Here is a 16155-nt window from a genome sequence, read left to right as displayed (position 1 = left end):
TTCGCATGACCGAGACTTCCACCGTCGCGGCGACGGAACGGACCGAGACCACGGGCGCGCCCGTGCTGGACGTGGTGATACCCGTCTACAACGAAGAGACCGACCTCGGCGTGTGCGTGCGCAGACTGCACGCCCACCTGCGCGAGGGGTTCCCGTTCCCGGCGCGCATCACGGTCGCCGACAACGCGAGCACCGACGCCACGCTCCAGGTCGCCCAGCTGCTCGCGGAGGAACTGGACGATGTGCGCGTCGTCCATCTGTCCGCCAAGGGGCGCGGTCGGGCGCTGCGCGCGGTGTGGGAACACTCGGACGCGCAGGTGGTCGCCTACATGGACGTCGACCTGTCCACCGACCTGAACGCCTTGCTCCCGCTGGTCGCGCCGCTGATCACCGGGCATTCCGACCTGGCCATCGGCACCCGGCTCGACGCCGCGTCCCGCGTGGTGCGCGGACCCAAGCGCGAGATCATCTCGCGCTGCTACAACCTGCTGCTGAAGGCCTCGCTGCGCGCGCACTTCTCCGACGCGCAGTGCGGCTTCAAGGCGATGCGCACCGAGGTGGCGCGCCGCCTGCTACCGCTGGTGCACGACGGGGAATGGTTCTTCGACACCGAATTGCTGGTGCTCGCCGAGCGGGCGGGTCTGCGGATTCACGAGGTCCCGGTGGACTGGATCGATGACCCGGACAGCCGCGTCGACATCATCGACACCGCCCGCAAGGACCTGCTCGGCATCTGGCGGCTTGGTCGGGCGCTGGCGACCGGCGCGCTGCCGCTGGAGGAACTGCGCCGCTCGGTGGGCCGGGAACCGCTGGTGCCCGGGGTGCCGCTCGGCATGGTGGGTCAGCTGGTGCGGTTCGCGATCGTCGGTGTGTTGAGCACGCTGGCCTACCTGCTGCTCTACGTGGCGCTGCAACCATTGACCGGCGCGCAAGTGGCGAACTTCGCCGCCCTGCTGATCACGGCGGTGGGCAACACGGCGGCCAACCGGGCCTTCACCTTCGGCGTGCGCGGCTCGAACGGGGCCGTGTCGCACCAGTTCCAGGGTTTGGTGATCTTCGGTATCGGGCTGGCGCTCACCAGCGGTTCGTTGTTCGCGCTGCATCGGTGGGCGCCGGACTCCTCGGTGCATCTGGAACTGTTCGTGCTGGTGGTGGCCAATCTGGTGGCGACGCTGCTGCGGTTCGTCGGGCTGCGCTGGGTGTTCCGCGACAGCGGAGGCGATCGTGCGTCGAACGCATCGGGGCTCGCCGCGGAGGTTCGTCGATGACGGCGACTCTGACCGCGCAACCGGTCGCGGCCGAACCGCGGCCTCGGACCAGAAGGAACTGGGAGTTTCCGGCGCTGGCGGCGCTGCTGCTCGGCACGGCGGTGGCCTATCTGTGCAACCTGAGCGCCAACGGGTGGGCGAATTCGTTCTATTCCGCCGCGGTGCAGGCGGGCTCGGTGTCGTGGAAGGCGTTCTTCTTCGGGTCCTCCGACGCGGCCAACTCGATCACCGTGGACAAGCCACCCGCCTCGCTGTGGTTGATGGAGCTTTCGGTGCGGGCTTTCGGCCTGAACAGCTGGAGCATCCTGGTGCCGGAGGTGCTGCTCGGCGTGGCCAGCGTGGCACTGCTGTGGGCGACGGTGCGCAGGCCGTTCGGGCCCGCGGCCGGATTGCTCGCCGGGTTGGCGCTGGCGGTGACGCCGGTCGCGGCGTTGATGTTCCGCTTCAACAATCCCGAAGCGCTCTTGGTGTTCTTGATGATCGCCGCCGCTTGGGCGATGACCCGGGCGGTGGAGGACGGCCGCTGGCGGTGGCTGGTGCTGACCGGCGCGCTGATCGGATTCGGCTTCCTCACCAAGCAATTGCAGGTGCTGCTGGTGGTTCCGGCGCTCGCGCTGACCTATCTGCTCGCGGGCCCGCCGAAACTCGGCAAGCGCATCCTGCAACTTTTCGCGGCCGGGGCCGCAATGGTGGTGGCCGCGGGCTGGTGGCTGCTCGCGGTGGAGTTGTGGCCCGCCTCGTCCCGTCCGTGGATCGGCGGCTCGCACGAGAACTCCATCCTGGAACTCACCCTCGGCTACAACGGGCTCGGCCGGCTCAACGGCAACGAGCGCGGCAGTGTCGTACCGGGCGGCGGTGAGCTGCCGCGGGGCGGCAACGGCATGTGGGGGGAAACCGGCATCACGCGGATGTTCGAGCCGGCACAGGGCGGTCAGATCGCGTGGTTGATCCCCGCCGCGCTGGTCGCGCTGGTCGTCGGAATCCTCCTGCGCGGCAAAGCGGCTCGCACCGACCGGCAGCGCGCTTCGCTCGTCCTCTGGGGCGGATGGCTGCTGGCGACCGGGCTGGTGTTCAGCTTCATGGCCGGGATCTTCCACCAGTACTACACCGTCGCCCTGGCTCCGGCCATCGCCGCGCTGGTCGGCGCGGGCGCGGTCCTGGCGTGGCGGGGGCGGCATCGGCCGTGGGTGCGGCTTGCGTCGGCACTCGCGGTGGGTCTCACCACGGCGACCGCCTGGATGCTGTTGTCGCGCAGTCCGGAATGGCAGTCGTGGCTGCGCTGGACGGTGCTGGTCGTCGGCGTGCTCGCGACACTCGCCGTGCTCGTTCCCGCGCCGCGCAAGCTGGCCGTCGTGTCGGCGCTGGCGGTCGCGTTCACTTTCCTGGCCGGGCCCGTGGCCTATGCCGTCGATACCATCGCGACGCCACACGCCGGTTCGATTCCTTCGGCGGGGCCGAACGTCGCGATGCGCGGGCGGCCACCGTGGGGCGAAGGCATGCCCGGCATGGGTCGCCGCATGCAGAACGGAATGAGCACGGGCCGCGACGGCGCCGCGCAAGCCCCGGGTGACACACCGCCGGACGGAGGTTCGCCGGGTCCGCAGGGCACGGACGGCCGAATTCCACAGCCGGGCAGCCGACTTCCGGGTTCTGGACCGCAGGGCAACGCACCCGGCGGCCGGGCACCGAGCGGCGGACGCCAGGGCACCACGCCCAACGGGCAGGCCCCCGGCGGCGCGGGTACGCCGCCGGGCTTCCCGCCCGACGGGCAAGCTCCCGACGGCGCGGGTACACCGCCGGGTTTCCCGTCCGGCACCACGCCGCAAGGCACCGCGCCCGGCGGGCAGGCACCGGACGGCACGGTGTTCCCGCAGGGAACGGGCGGTATGCCCGGAGACGGCGGTCCTGGTCCCAATGGCGGCGGTGGGATGGGCGGCCTCCTCGGGGCGAGCGAACCGAGCGCGCAGATCGTGTCCCTGCTCGAGCAGAACGGCGGCGACTACACCTGGGTGGCCGCGGCCATCGGCTCGAACAGCGCCGCGGGCTTGCAGTTGGCCACCGAACTTCCGGTGATGCCGATCGGCGGCTTCAACGGCAGTGACCCCTCGCCGACGCTGGAGCAGTTCCAGCAGTACGTCGCCGAAGGGAAGATCCACTACTTCGTCGGCGGCGGCCGTGGCGGGCCCGGTTCATCCAGCTCCTCCCCCAGTGCGCAGATCACGCAGTGGGTCGAGGAGAACTTCACCGCCATCCAGGTGGACGGGGTCGCCTTGTACGACCTGACCGCCACCCACTGAAACCACGCGATGCTGCCCTGTCGCCCTGCATCCCTCGGGGCCGCATCGCCTTCCGGTGTTCAGCGCATTCCCCTGCACTCGCTGAACACCGCATCCGCACCGGCGTCATACCTCGGCGCCGGTGCGGACCGCGTTTTCGATGCCTCCGGGTGGCTACCGGACGGACTCGATCCACTCGGCGAACGTCGGGCCTGCGAGCTTGGCGTGCGGGCCGGGGAGAAGTCCACCGTTTTCGTACACCTCACGATCGGGATTGTCCTGGTCGCTCACCTCGACGACGTGTGCGGGCGCGCCGCGGCGGGCGGCAAGCAGGGTTGCGGCACCGGCCATCGTTTCCGGTTGCGGGCCCGCGATTTCCGGGAAAGGAGCCGCGGTGATCTCGGGAGCGAGCGCGAGGTGGACGAGTTCCTCGGCGACGGTACGCGCGGCGACCAATTGGGTGCGCATCTCAGCCACGTAGGCGGTGTCCCCCTGGGTGCCCCACCCCATCATCAGCTCGACCAGTTCGTGGAACTGCGCCGCACGCAGGATCTGCACCGGCAGCGGCCCTTCCAGCAGCGCTCGCTCGTGGGCCAGCTTGGCCGCGTTGTATCCGGCGGTGGTGCCGTCGATGCCGATGATCGACGCCACCACCAGACGCTCGACCCCTGCCTTCTGTCCCGCTTCGTGCAGATTGCGCGCGGTCGCGGTGAAGAAGGCCGTCGCCACCTCCCGGTCCGGGGACGGCGTGCTGGAAACGTCGATCACGACGCGCACACCATCCAGCGCATCGACCAGGCCCCGCCCGGTCTCGATGTCGACACCGTCGGCCCGGGAGAAGGCGACCACGTCGTGCCCCTGCTCGTTCAGCACATCCACCACGTGCCTGCCCAGCCGCCCGGTCGCGCCCGCTACCGCGATCTTCGTGCCCTTCGTCATGGTCCTCACTCCTTGTGTCGCTGCGTCGTTTCGCGTTCACAGGAAGGACGACGCGACGCCGGCGAGTGTGACATCGACGCGAAGGCGCTCGGAGTTGGCACCGGCGCAGGCTATTCGAGCGTCAGGTCTTGGCACACCGCAAAACTCCAGCGATGATGATCGGATGCGTGACAGCGCACGTTCCGGAGCGGGAACCCGGAGCGCATCAGGTCACGTGTCCACCGCGAACATTCAGGGAAACAGTTGAACGCTTTCACGAAGCTGGCCGTGACGGTGGTCAGCGCATTGGTCGCAACCGCGCTCACCGTCGGATTCGCCGCTACCGCGTCGGCCGCGCCCGTCGACCGCACCGAACCGATCGCCGCGGCGACCGTCGAGGCCCCGCAGGTGACCTACATCAAGGCGTGCCTGCCGCCCGGCGACACGATCGAACTGCGCACGGGAATCGGCGCGGCGATCGGCGCCGCCATCGGCGCGCTGGTCGGCCTGCCCGTCTTCTTCGTCGGCGCGATCCCCGGCGCGATCATCGTCGGCCTGATCGGCGCCGCCATCGGGGCCTCCTCCTATGCCATCGATTCCGGGCGCCTCGAGCAGCAAGGACTGTGCTGATCGGGCACAGCGCACGAGTGCGCCGACTTCGGTAGAGCCCTAAGCGAATTCGTTGAAGATGAGGGGCGCGAGTTGTCTGTCGCGCCCCTACCGATCCACGCGATCACATGCACCGGGACATCGGGACCCGGTAAGCGGCGCTTCCCACACAGGGAGGCCAAAAGTGACACATGTTACATTTCCTAATGGTAATACTACTTTGGTAGTAGCCGTATCGTTAGACGAGCTCACGGTTTCAGCGTTGCCCTCGGGACCGCGCCGATCATGTTGTCCGGCAACGGTTCCGCCGATCGATCGTCATCTGATGAAGGAAAGTTCATGGCAACTGTCGCACCGGCGACAACTGTCGTTGTCGCGCAGGCGACGGAACTATCGACCGCGCGTAGCCGACCGCCACGAGCCGCGCTCGCCCTGGGCGCGGCCATCGTGTTCACCGCGATCTCCCTGGCGGCCTGGCTGCTGTTCTTGCGGCCGAACTGGGAAATGTACTGGCACCAAATAGATCTGCAGGTCTACATGTGGGGCGGCAAGGCCGCCGCCCTGCACCCGGATCAGTTGTACGCCGCCCGCGGCCCGATGTTCCTGCCGTTTCTCTATCCCGTCTTCGCCGCGTGGATCTGCGCCGAATTGGCGCGGTTCCCGATCAACTACATCGGCACCGGCATGGTGGTCACGACGCTGATCTCCCTGTATGTCAGCGTGTGGTGCACCGCTGTACTGATGCGGTATCGGCGTGGGCTCGGCATGCTGGCGATGACGCTTGCCGTGGGCAGCGCCGCGCTCTGGCTCGAGCCGGTGCAGCAGACCTTCCGCTTCGGGCAGATCAGCATGATCCTGATGGCGATGGTCCTTGGCGACCTCGCCATGCCGAAACACCGCCGGAGTCGCGGCATCCTCATCGGTATCGCCACCGGCATCAAACTGACGCCCGCGGTGTTCGTCGTCTATCTGGTGATCACCCGCCAATTCAAGGCCGCCGCCGTCGCGATGGGCGCGTTCGCGGCCACGGTCGCGGTCGGTCTCTGGTATCGGCCGACCGAGGCGATCCAGTTCTGGACCTCGACCGTGGCGTCGCAGAACCGGATCGGCTTCGCATACGTGCAGAATCAGTCGCTCAACGGTGTGCTCGGCCGCCTGCAATGGACCACGTGGGACAGCCACGTGGTGTGGCTCTTCGGCGCCGGCGGGCTCGGGCTGGCCGGGTTGGCCGCGGCGCGAATCGCCTACCAGCGGGGAGACGAGATGCTCGGCGCCCTGCTCGCCGCCGGTGTGACGCTGCTGTGCTCACCGATCTCCTGGACCCACTACTGGGTGTGGGCGGTGCCCGCGCTCGTCTGGGCCGTGCACGCACTGTCCCGCCGATCGTGGACAGCCGGCATCACCGTGCCCGGCGCGATCGCGTTGTTCGCCTTCGCGTGGCCGATGCAAGTCGACTCGATCGGAACATGGGATCAGACGCTGCCGCTGCTTCCGCAAGGCCTGATCTGGTTCGTACCCCAGACCAACGGCCGGGAATTCCACTGGACCGTCATGCAATTCCTGGTCGGCAACTCCTACGCTCTGCTCACTCTCGCCGCCATGGTCGCCGCGATAGTCCTGCTGCTGAGTGCGCCGATCGCGGACTCCCGATCAGCGAGGAGCGTGCAAAGCGGCGTGTAGCGTGGCCGCCCATTGCTCGACTATGCGCTTGCGGCGGGCCGAGTCGTCCGTGAGGACGTCGGCCAACCCCAGGCCGCGGGCCATGTCCAAGGTCGCCTGGACCAGGTGATGGGTGACCGGATCGGAGTCGTCCACGCCGAGAGCCTCGATCGCGCGACGATGCGACGCGCGGCCGAAGCGGGCTTCCAGCGGGACGATGCGTTCGCGCAGCACCGGGTCGGCGGCGGCGTGCGTCCACACCTGCAACGCGGCTTTGAACAGCGGACTGGTGTACGACTCGACCAGCCCCGCCACCACCGCCTCCGTACGGCCGACGCCGTCGCCCAGCTCCCCCAGCGACGATGCCTCTTGCACCGCCTGCCCGCTGCGCGTGTCGAACATGAACTCCAGCGCGGCGGTGATCAGATCCTCCCTGGTGGGAAAGTGATGCTGCGCCGCGCCACGCGACACCCCGGCCCGTTCGGCGACGACCGCGACCGTCGCGGCCGCCCAGCCCATCTCGGCCAGACAGTCGATGGTCGCCTCGAGCAGGCGCTGCCGGGTGGCTCGGCTGCGGTCCTGCTTGGGTTCGTGGGGTGTCGCCATGGTCGTTATTCTGCCCAGCTCGGCGGGCGGCGCTGCAAAAAGGCCAGCATGCCCTCGTGCACTTCGGGGGTGCCGAAGAAGCTCGCCGAACGCCGCGCGAGCTCCTCGGCGGAGGCGTCGAACTCCGCGAGGATGCCCGCGTTGACCAACCGCTTGGCCTCGGCCAGCCCCTGCGGGGAGCCCTTGCGCACTTCCCCGCACAGCCGCGCCACCTCGGCGGCCGGGTCGTCGGCGGTTACCGTGACCAGGCCGATCTGCTCGGCGACGGCGGCGTCGAACTTCTCGCCGGTGAGGTAGTACCGGCTGGCCGCGCGCGGATCGAGCCTGGGCAGCAGGGTCAGCGAGATCATGAACGGCGCCAGCCCGATCCGCACCTCGGTGAGCGCGAAACTGCTGCCCGGCCCGGCCACGACGATGTCGCAACCGGCCACGATGCCCATGCCGCCCGCCCGCACGTTGCCGTCGATCCGCGCGATCACCGGCTTCGGGATCTCCACCAGCCTGCGCAGCACGCCGATCATGACCCGGGTGCGCTCGTCGGCGGCCACGGCCGGATCGGCGTCGCTCGCCTCGCTCAGATCGGCGCCCGCGCAGAACGTGTTGCCGGTGTGCGCGAGCACGACGACGCGCACCTTCTCGTCGTCGGCGGCGTCGTCGAGTCCGCGCAGCAGCTCGGCGACCAGCTTGGACGACAGCGCGTTGCGGTTGTGCGGCGAGTCGAAGGTGAGCGTCGCCACGCCGCCGCTCACCTCGTAGCGGACGAACGGAGCCGTCTCGGTCATGCGCGTCCTCTCAGTACGACTTCGGCAGGCCCAGCGAGTACTGGGCGACGAAGTTCAAGACCATTTCCCGGCTCACCGGCGCGATGCGGCCGATGCGAGCGGCGGCGAGCATGGCGGCCAGTCCGACGTCCTTGGTCAGGCCGGAGCCGCCGTGGGTCTGGACGGCCTGGTCGAGCGCCTTGATGCTGGCTTCCGCCGCCGCGTATTTCGCCATGTTGGCGGCCTCGGCGGCGCCCATCTCGTCGCCCGCGTCGTAGAGGGTCGCGGCCTTCTGCATCATCAGCTTCGCCAGCTCCACTTCGACCTTCACCTGCGCCAGCGGATGCGAGATGCCCTGGTGCGCACCGATCGGCGTCTTCCACACCGTGCGCTCCTTGGCGTATTCCACCGCGCGTTCGATGGCGTAGCGACCCATGCCGACGGCCATCGCGGCGCCCATGATCCGCTCCGGGTTCAGGCCCGCGAACAACTGCATCAACGCCGCGTCCTCCTTGCCGACCAGCGCGGTGGACGGCAGCCGGACGTCGTCGAGGAACAGGTTGTACTGGTGATCGGGCTCGATGATGTCCATCTCCTGCGCCGTCTTGGTGAAGCCTTCGGCGTCGGTCGGCACGATGAACAGGGCGGGCTTGAGCTTGCCGGTCTTGTGGTCGGAGGTGCGGGCCACGATCAGCACGGCCTCGGCCTGGTCAACGCCGGAGATGAAAATCTTGCGGCCGTTGAGAATCCAGTCGTCACCGTCGCGGCGCGCGGTGGTGGTGATCTGGTGGGAGTTGGAGCCCGCGTCCGGCTCGGTGATGCCGAACACCATCTTTCCGGAGCCGTCGGCGAGTTTGGGCAGCCATTCCTGCTTCTGCTCGTCGGTGCCGTACTTGGTGATGATGGTGCCGCAGATGGCCGGGGACACCACCATCAGCAGCAGGCCCGCGCCCTGCGCGGACAGCTCCTCCATCACCAGCGACAGCTCGTACATGCCCGCGCCGCCGCCACCGTATTCCTCCGGCAGGTTCACGCCGAGGAACCCGAGTTTGCCCGCCTCCTGCCACAATTCGTCCAGCGGCTCGCTCTTGCGCGCCTTCGGCAGCACGTAGTCGCGGTAGTTGTACTTCGTGGCCAGCGCGGCGACGGCGGCCCGCAGCGCCTTCTGCTCGTCGGTTTCGATGAACGTCATCAGCTCTCCTGAGTTTCTACGGGTTCGACGACCGCGAGCACGGCGCCGACGTCGACCTGCTGGCCGACGGTGACGTTGACGGCGCTGAGCACGCCCGCGGCGGGCGCGGCGATGGTGTGCTCCATCTTCATCGCCTCCAGCCACAGGATCGGCTGGCCCTGTTCGACGTGGTTGCCGACCTCCGCGCCGAGCCGGATCACGCTGCCCGGCATGGGCGCGAGCAGAGAACCGATGGCCACCTGGTCGGCCGGATCGCTGAAACGCGGCAGCCTGCGCAGAGCCACCGGGCCGAGCGGCGAGTCGACGTAGACCTGGTCGCCGTAGCGGGCGATCTCGAACTGCCTGCGCACCGGGCCGCGCTCACCCGGAACCGACAGCACGACGCGATCGGGAGCCGACTCGACGAGAGCGAGACCGTCGTGACCGTCCACGGTGACGGCGGTCCGGCCGAACCGGTAACCCACCTCGTGCGTTCCGGTAGCGCGGCTTTCGTAGGACTTGCGCTGTGACTGCGAGGGGAGATTGCGCCACCCGCTGGGCAGCCCGCCGCCCACCCGCGCGCTGCCCCGGTTGGCGGCGGCGTCGGCGAGCGCGGCGGCCACGATGGACAGCGCCTCGTCGGACACCGACGCCAGCGGCGCGGCCAGGGCGGCCAGCCCATGCGTCGTGAAGAACGCGGTGTCGGTGTCACCCGCCAGGAACGCCGGATGACGCAGCACGCGCACCAGCAGGTCGCGGTTGGTGACCAGGCCGTGGATCTTCGCGCGGTGCAGCGCCGAAGCCAGCAATCGTGCTGCCTCGCCGCGCGTTTCGGCGTAGGAGATGACCTTGGCCAACATCGGGTCGTAGTGCACGCCGACCACCGAGCCGTCCACCACGCCTGTGTCGAGCCGCACGCCCGGGCGGTCCAGCAGGTCGAACTCGATGAGCACCGACGGGATATCGATCCGGTGCACGGTGCCGCTCTGCGGCTGCCAGTCGTGCGCCGGATCTTCGGCGTAGAGCCGGACCTCGATCGAATGCCCGTGCATGGCGGGCGGTTCTGCGGGCAACACGCCGCCCGCGGCGACGTCCAGTTGCAGGCGCACCAGATCCAGCCCGGTGGTGCACTCGGTGACCGGATGCTCCACTTGCAGGCGGGTGTTCATCTCCAGGAAGAAGAACTCGCCCTGCTCGTCGGCGAGGAACTCGACGGTGCCCGCGCCGGTGTAGCCGATCGCGCCCGCCGCCAGCCGCGCCGCCTCGAACAGCCGCGCCCGCATGCCCTCGGTGCGCTCCACCAGCGGCGACGGAGCCTCCTCGATCACCTTCTGGTGGCGGCGCTGGATCGAGCACTCACGCTCGCCGACCGCCCAGATGGTGCCGTGCGTGTCAGCCATCACCTGGACTTCGATGTGCCTGCCGGTCTCGAGGTAGCGCTCGCAGAAGACCGTCGGATCGCCGAAGGCGGATTCCGCCTCGCGCCGGGCGGCCTCGATCTGCGAAGTCAGGTCGGCCAGCTCGCGAACCACGCGCATGCCGCGCCCGCCGCCACCGGCGGACGCCTTGATCAGCACCGGCAGGTGCGCCTCGGTGACCTCGGCCGGGTCCAGTTCGGCGAGCACCGGCACGCCCGCGGCGTCCATCATCTTCTTCGCGGCGACCTTCGAGCCCATCTGCTCGATCGCCTCGACAGGCGGCCCGATCCAGACCAGCCCGGCGTCGAGCACGGCCTTGGCGAATTCGGCGTTCTCGGAGAGGAATCCGTATCCAGGATGGATGGCATCGGCGCCAGCGGCGACCGCGGCCTCGATGATCAGCTCACCGCGCAGATAGGTCTCCGCGGGCGTGTTGCCGGGCAGGCGCACCGCGGCGTCCGCCTCGGTGACATGCGGCGCGGCGGCATCCGCGTCGGAGTACACCGCGACGGTGCCGAGACCCATCCTGCGGCAGGTCGCGAAGACCCGGCGGGCGATTTCGCCACGGTTGGCGACAAGGACATTCGTGAGCCCACCCGTCACCCGGCCGCCGCCCTTCATCGAATCGCTCTGCGATGCAGTCATCGTCGGCCTCACATTCGGAAGACGCCGAAGCCGTCGGCGCCTTTGATCGGGGCGTTGTGAATGGCCGACAGGGACATTCCCAACACGGTGCGGGTGTCGCGCGGGTCGATGACGCCGTCGTCGTAGAGCCGCCCGGACATGAACATCGCCAGCGATTCGGCCTCGATCTGCGCCTCCACCATGGCGCGCATCCCGGCGTCGGCCTCCTCGTCGAACGGCAGGCCCTTCGCCTCGGCGGCGGCCCGGCCGACGATCGAGATGACGCCCGCCAGCTGCGCACCGCCCATGACGGCGGATTTCGCACTGGGCCACGCGAAAACGAAGCGCGGGTCATAGGCCCGGCCGCACATGCCGTAGTGGCCCGCGCCGTAGGACGCGCCCATCAGCACCGAGATGTGCGGCACCTTCGAATTGGAGACCGCGTTGATCATCATCGCGCCGTGCTTGATGATGCCCTTCTGCTCGTACTCCTTGCCGACCATGTAGCCGGTGGTGTTGTGCAGGAACAGCAGCGGGGTGTTCGACTTGTTGGCCAGCTGGATGAACTGGGTGGCCTTCTGCGATTCCTCGGAGAACAGCACACCGCGCGCGTTGGCCAGGATGCCGACCGGGTAACCGTGCAGCTCGGCCCATCCGGTGACCAGGCTGCTGCCGTAGAGCGGCTTGAACTCGTCGAAATCCGAGCCGTCCACGATGCGGGCGATCACCTCGCGCGGATCGAACGGGATCTTCAGATCCGACGGCACGATGCCGAGCAGATCCTCCGGGTCGTAGAGCGGTTCGATCACCTCGGCGCGCGGGGCGGGCCCCTGCTTGCGCCAGTTCAGCCGCTTGACGATGGAGCGGCCGATGCGGATCGCGTCCTGCTCGTCCACGGCGTAGTAATCCGCCAGGCCGGAGATCCGCGCGTGCATGTCCGCGCCGCCGAGGGATTCGTCGTCGGATTCCTCACCGGTCGCCATCTTGACCAGGGGCGGACCGCCGAGGAACACCTTCGAGCGCTCCTTGATCATCACCACGTGATCGGACATACCGGGGATGTACGCGCCGCCCGCGGTGGAGTTGCCGAACACCAGCGCGATGGTCGGGATGCCCGCCGCCGACGCCTGGGTGAGGTCGCGGAACATCCGGCCGCCGGGGACGAAGACCTCCTTCTGCGTCGGCAGGTCCGCGCCGCCGGATTCCACCAGCGAGATCACCGGCAGCCGGTTCTCCCGCACGATGTCGTTGATCCGCAACGTCTTGCGCAGCGTCCACGGGTTCGAGGTGCCGCCGCGCACGGTCGGATCGGGCGCGACGATCATGCACTCGACACCCTCCACGATGCCGATGCCCGCGATGGTGCTGCCGCCGACGTGGAATTCGCTGCCCCAGCCCGCCAGCGGGCACAACTCCAGGAACGGCGAGTCCTCGTCGACGAGCAGTTCGATGCGCTCGCGCGCGGTCAGCTTGCCGCGCTTGCGATGCCGCGCCAGCTTGTCCGGCCCACCGCCCGCGATGGCCTTGGCGAACTCCGCGTCGACCTCGGCGAGCTTGGCCGTCATCGCCTCCGCGGCCGCCTCGTACTCGGGCGCGGCGGTGTCCAAGGTGCTGCGCAGAATGGTCATGACTGGTACCCCAATCGCTTCGCCGCCAGTCCGGTCAGTATTTCGGTAGTGCCGCCGCCGATCCCGAGGATGCGCATATCCCGATACTGGCGCTCGATCTCGGATTCGCGCATGTAACCGAGGCCGCCGAACAACTGGACGGCCTGGTTGGCCACCCACTCGCCCGCTTCCACCGCGGTGTTCTTCGCGAAACACACCTCGGCGATCAGGTCGGTCTCGCCTTCGGCGCTGCGCTGCACCACATCCCGGGTGTAGACGCGGGCCACATCGATCCGACGCGCCATCTCGGTGACCGTGTTCTGCACCGCCTGCCTGCTGATCAGCGGGCGGCCGAAGGTCTCGCGATTGCGCACCCACTCCAGCGTCAGTTCCAGGCAACGCTGCGCGCTGGAATACGCCTGCACCGCCAGCCCGACGCGCTCGCTGACGAACGCGCCCGCGATCTGGTAGAAGCCGGAGTTCTCCGGGCCGACCAGGTTCTCCACCGGCACCCGGACGTCGACGTAGGACAGTTCGGCGGTGTCGGAGGCCAGCCAGCCCATCTTGTCCAGCTTGCGGCTGACCGTGAAGCCCGGCGTGTCCTTGTCGACGATGAGCAGCGAGATGCCGCCGGAGCCCGGCCCGCCGGTGCGCACCGCGGTGACCACGAAGTCGGCGCGGACGCCGGAGGTGATGTAGGTCTTGGCGCCGTTGACGATGTAGTGGTCGCCGTCGCGGCGCGCGGTGGTGGTGAGGTGCCCGACGTCGGAGCCGCCGCCGGGCTCGGTGATCGCGAGCGATCCGATCTTCTCGCCCGCCAGCGTCGGCTTCACCCAGCGCTCGATCTGGTCGGCGTTGCCCGAGGCGATGATGTGCGTCACGGAGATGCCGCAGGTGAACAAGGAGGCGAACAACCCGCCGGACGCACCGGCCTGGTGCATCTCCTCGCAGACGATCATCGCGTCAACGCCGTCGCCGCCGGAACCACCCGCGGATTCCGGGAACTGCACGCCGAGCAGGCCGAGCGCGCCCGCCTTCTTGTGCAGCTCGCGCGGGATCTCACCGGCGCGCTCCCAGCCGTCCAGGTACGGCAGGATCTCGCGTTCCACGAATCCGCGCACCGTGGATCGCAATTCGCGTCGTTCCGGCGTTTCCCAGAGTTTCGTCATGTCAGCAGCTCCACTGGAATGTCGAGGTGACGAGACCGCAGCCATTCGCCGAGTCCCTTGGCCTGCGGGTCGAAGCGGGCCTGATAGGCCACGCCCTGGCCGAGCAGGCCTTCGATGATGAAGTTCAGCGCCCGCAGATTGGGCAGCACATGCCGGGTGACGGTCAGCGAAGCCGCTTCCGGGAGTAGTTCTTTGATGCGCTCCACGGTGAGCGTGTGCACCAGCCAGCGCCATTGCTCGTCGGTGCGCACCCACACACCGATATTCGCGTCACCGCCTTTGTCACCGCTGCGTGCCAGCGCGACGGTTCCCAGCGGCGCGCGGCGCGTTTCCCCGGCGGGCAGCGGTTCCGGAGCGGGCGGCTCGTCGACGGCGGCGAGTTCGGCCGTCTCCGTCGCCGGGGCGATCTCGACGCGGGCGCCGTCGGGCAGCACCGCCGTGTGCGGCACTTCGGCGGCGTCGACGAACCCGGGCGTGAACACGCCGTAAGGAGAACCGTTGCCCGGCAAGGTGGTGAAGCTGCACCCCGGATAGCTGGCCAGCGCCAGCTCCACCGCGACGTTGGAGAACGCGCGCCCGACCTTGTTCGGGTCCGGATCGCGCACCACGCAGCGCAGCAGTGCGCTGGCCTGCTCCTCGGTGTCGGCGTCCGGGCGGTCCAGGCGGGCCAAGGTCCAGGTCAGCTCGGACGGTCGGCTCGGCAGCCAGGACTCCAGTTGCCGTTGCGCCAGTTCCGCTTTCGCTTCGATGTCCAGACCGGTGAGCACGAATTCCATCTCGTTGCGGAAGCCGCCGATGGTGTTCAGCGAGACCTTGAGCCGGGGCGGCGGGGCCTCACCGGTGACGCCGCTGATCCGCACCCGGTCCGGGCCGTCCTGGTCGAGCCGGATGGTGTCCAGGCGGGAGGTGACGTCGGGCCCGGCGTAGCGCGCTCCCTGGATCTCGTACATGAGCTGGGCCTCGACCGTGTCGACGGTGACCGCGCCGCCGGTGACCGCGTGTTTGGTGATGACGCTGCCGCCGTCGGCGCGGATCTCCGCGATCGGGAAACCCGGCCTGCCCAGATCGGCGAGCTCGGTGAAGAAGGCGTAGTTGCCGCCGGTGGCCTGGGTGCCGCACTCGATGACGTGCCCGGCCACCACCGCGCCGGCCAGGCGGTCGTAATCCGTTCGGCCCCAGCCGAAGTGCGCGGCGGCGGGCCCGACGATCACCGAAGCGTCGGTGACCCGGCCGGTGACCACGATGTCCGCGCCCGCGTTCAGGCATTCGACGATGCCCCACGCGCCGAGGTAGGCGTTGGCGGTCAGCGGCGCGCCGAAGCCGAGGTCACCGGCGCGCGCGAGGAGGTCGTCGCCCTCGACGTGCGCGATCTTGGCGTCCAGTCCGAGGTCGGCGGCAACCTTGCGCAGACGCTGCGCCAGACCGGCCGGGTTCAGGCCGCCCGCGTTCGCCACGATGCGCACGTTGCGTTCGAGCGCCAGCCCGAGGCAGTCCTCGATCTGCTTGACGAAGGTCTTGGCGTAGCCGAGGTCCGGGTCCTTCATCCGGTCCCGGCCGAGAATCAGCATGGTGAGTTCGGCGAGATAGTCGCCGGTGAGGACGTCGAGCTGTCCGCCTTCCAGCATCTCACGCATGGCGCCGAGCCGGTCGCCGTAGAAGCCGGAACAGTTGCCGATCCGGAGCACGTCCGGGTCGGCGGCCAGCATACTCATCAGCGGGAATGCCTCCTGTACGGCGAACCGTCAGGATGAGCCGCATGCCGCACCCGTGAAGTCCGCGTTCCGCGACCAGCATCACACCGGGGCCAGAAAAAAGCAAGCATGCGTGCTTGTTAATTGTCGCCCCGCCGCCCCGGCCACCGGGAGACCGAGCGGGCTGGAGCAAGATGGCACCGTGTCCAGCGACGTCACCGTGATCGTTCTGTTCGCCCTGGCGGGCTTCCTGCTCGGCGGCGTTTACACCACCTGGAGGACGGCCCGGCCGCTGTCCATCGCGCTCGCCGTCTGCGCCGCCCTCGCGGCGGGTGGCGCGCTGGCCTGGTGGCTCGGATAGATCGAGCGGAGAGGCAG

Annotated in this window: 13 protein-coding genes; 5 read left to right on the top strand and 8 right to left on the bottom strand. The window is 69.0% G+C overall.

Features of this window, described 5'->3' with window-relative positions; all coding sequences use genetic code 11:
- The first annotated feature begins 5 nt into the window (after positions 1 to 5).
- Together ACIHAX_RS23330 and ACIHAX_RS23325 are read left to right on the top strand one after the other, a co-directional pair.
- Positions 6 to 1268 (top strand): bifunctional glycosyltransferase family 2/GtrA family protein, encoded by a 1263-nt coding sequence (locus ACIHAX_RS23330; protein ID WP_355071612.1) that lies wholly within the window; start codon positions 6 to 8, stop codon positions 1266 to 1268.
- Positions 1265 to 3565 carry a glycosyltransferase family 39 protein gene (locus ACIHAX_RS23325; RefSeq protein WP_397279521.1) on the top strand — a complete coding sequence of 767 codons (2301 nt, stop codon included), beginning with the start codon at positions 1265 to 1267 and terminating at the stop codon, positions 3563 to 3565. Before ACIHAX_RS23330 ends, ACIHAX_RS23325 begins: the two co-directional genes overlap by 4 nt.
- 153 nt (positions 3566 to 3718) lie before the next feature.
- On the opposite strand, the gene ACIHAX_RS23320 is transcribed toward ACIHAX_RS23325, so the two are convergent.
- The gene (locus ACIHAX_RS23320) at positions 3719 to 4483 is read right to left on the bottom strand and encodes an NAD(P)H-binding protein (protein WP_364424599.1); all 765 of its coding nucleotides are present in this window, start codon (positions 4481 to 4483) and stop codon (positions 3719 to 3721) included.
- 243 nt (positions 4484 to 4726) lie between these two features.
- Here ACIHAX_RS23320 and ACIHAX_RS23315 point away from each other — a divergent pair, with 243 nt between their 5' ends.
- Both ACIHAX_RS23315 and ACIHAX_RS23310 read left to right on the top strand, forming a co-directional pair.
- The gene (locus tag ACIHAX_RS23315; protein ID WP_364424601.1) at positions 4727 to 5092 is read left to right on the top strand and encodes a hypothetical protein; all 366 of its coding nucleotides are present in this window, start codon (positions 4727 to 4729) and stop codon (positions 5090 to 5092) included.
- Positions 5093 to 5410: 318 nt separating this feature from the next.
- Positions 5411 to 6751 carry a glycosyltransferase 87 family protein gene (locus ACIHAX_RS23310; RefSeq protein ID WP_397279519.1) on the top strand — a complete coding sequence of 447 codons (1341 nt, stop codon included), beginning with the start codon at positions 5411 to 5413 and terminating at the stop codon, positions 6749 to 6751.
- On the opposite strand, the gene ACIHAX_RS23305 is transcribed toward ACIHAX_RS23310, so the two are convergent.
- The 7 genes from ACIHAX_RS23305 to ACIHAX_RS23275 are packed head-to-tail and all read right to left on the bottom strand — an operon-like array spanning position 6722 to position 15798.
- Positions 6722 to 7336: a TetR/AcrR family transcriptional regulator gene (locus ACIHAX_RS23305; RefSeq protein WP_355071605.1), complete on the bottom strand. Its 615-nt coding sequence runs from the start codon at positions 7334 to 7336 to the stop codon at positions 6722 to 6724. The genes ACIHAX_RS23310 and ACIHAX_RS23305 overlap by 30 nt on opposite strands.
- 5 nt (positions 7337 to 7341) lie before the next feature.
- Complete coding sequence (locus ACIHAX_RS23300; protein WP_355071604.1) at positions 7342 to 8118, bottom strand: enoyl-CoA hydratase family protein; 777 nt, start codon at positions 8116 to 8118, stop codon at positions 7342 to 7344.
- Positions 8119 to 8128: 10 nt separating this feature from the next.
- Positions 8129 to 9289: an acyl-CoA dehydrogenase family protein gene (locus ACIHAX_RS23295; protein ID WP_397279516.1), complete on the bottom strand. Its 1161-nt coding sequence runs from the start codon at positions 9287 to 9289 to the stop codon at positions 8129 to 8131.
- Positions 9289 to 11331 (bottom strand): acetyl/propionyl/methylcrotonyl-CoA carboxylase subunit alpha, encoded by a 2043-nt coding sequence (locus ACIHAX_RS23290; protein ID WP_397279514.1) that lies wholly within the window; start codon positions 11329 to 11331, stop codon positions 9289 to 9291. Before ACIHAX_RS23290 ends, ACIHAX_RS23295 begins: the two co-directional genes overlap by 1 nt.
- A gap of 8 nt (positions 11332 to 11339) precedes the next feature.
- On the bottom strand, positions 11340 to 12938 hold the full coding sequence (locus tag ACIHAX_RS23285) for a carboxyl transferase domain-containing protein (protein WP_355071600.1): 1599 nt from the start codon (positions 12936 to 12938) through the stop codon (positions 11340 to 11342).
- The gene (locus ACIHAX_RS23280; protein ID WP_397279512.1) at positions 12935 to 14086 is read right to left on the bottom strand and encodes an acyl-CoA dehydrogenase family protein; all 1152 of its coding nucleotides are present in this window, start codon (positions 14084 to 14086) and stop codon (positions 12935 to 12937) included. The genes ACIHAX_RS23285 and ACIHAX_RS23280 overlap by 4 nt, the downstream gene beginning before the upstream one ends.
- Positions 14083 to 15798: an acyclic terpene utilization AtuA family protein gene (locus tag ACIHAX_RS23275; RefSeq protein ID WP_364424613.1), complete on the bottom strand. Its 1716-nt coding sequence runs from the start codon at positions 15796 to 15798 to the stop codon at positions 14083 to 14085. The genes ACIHAX_RS23280 and ACIHAX_RS23275 overlap by 4 nt, the downstream gene beginning before the upstream one ends.
- A 181-nt stretch (positions 15799 to 15979) precedes the next feature.
- Between ACIHAX_RS23275 and ACIHAX_RS23270 the strand changes: the two genes are divergently transcribed.
- The gene (locus ACIHAX_RS23270) at positions 15980 to 16138 is read left to right on the top strand and encodes a hypothetical protein (RefSeq protein WP_356962800.1); all 159 of its coding nucleotides are present in this window, start codon (positions 15980 to 15982) and stop codon (positions 16136 to 16138) included.
- The last annotated feature ends 17 nt before the right edge of the window (positions 16139 to 16155 follow it).

Source organism: Nocardia sp. NPDC051929 (genome assembly GCF_044548645.1).
Taxonomy (GTDB): Bacteria; Actinomycetota; Actinomycetes; order Mycobacteriales; family Mycobacteriaceae; genus Nocardia; species Nocardia sichangensis.
This window is presented reverse-complemented; position numbering and strand designations above follow the sequence as displayed.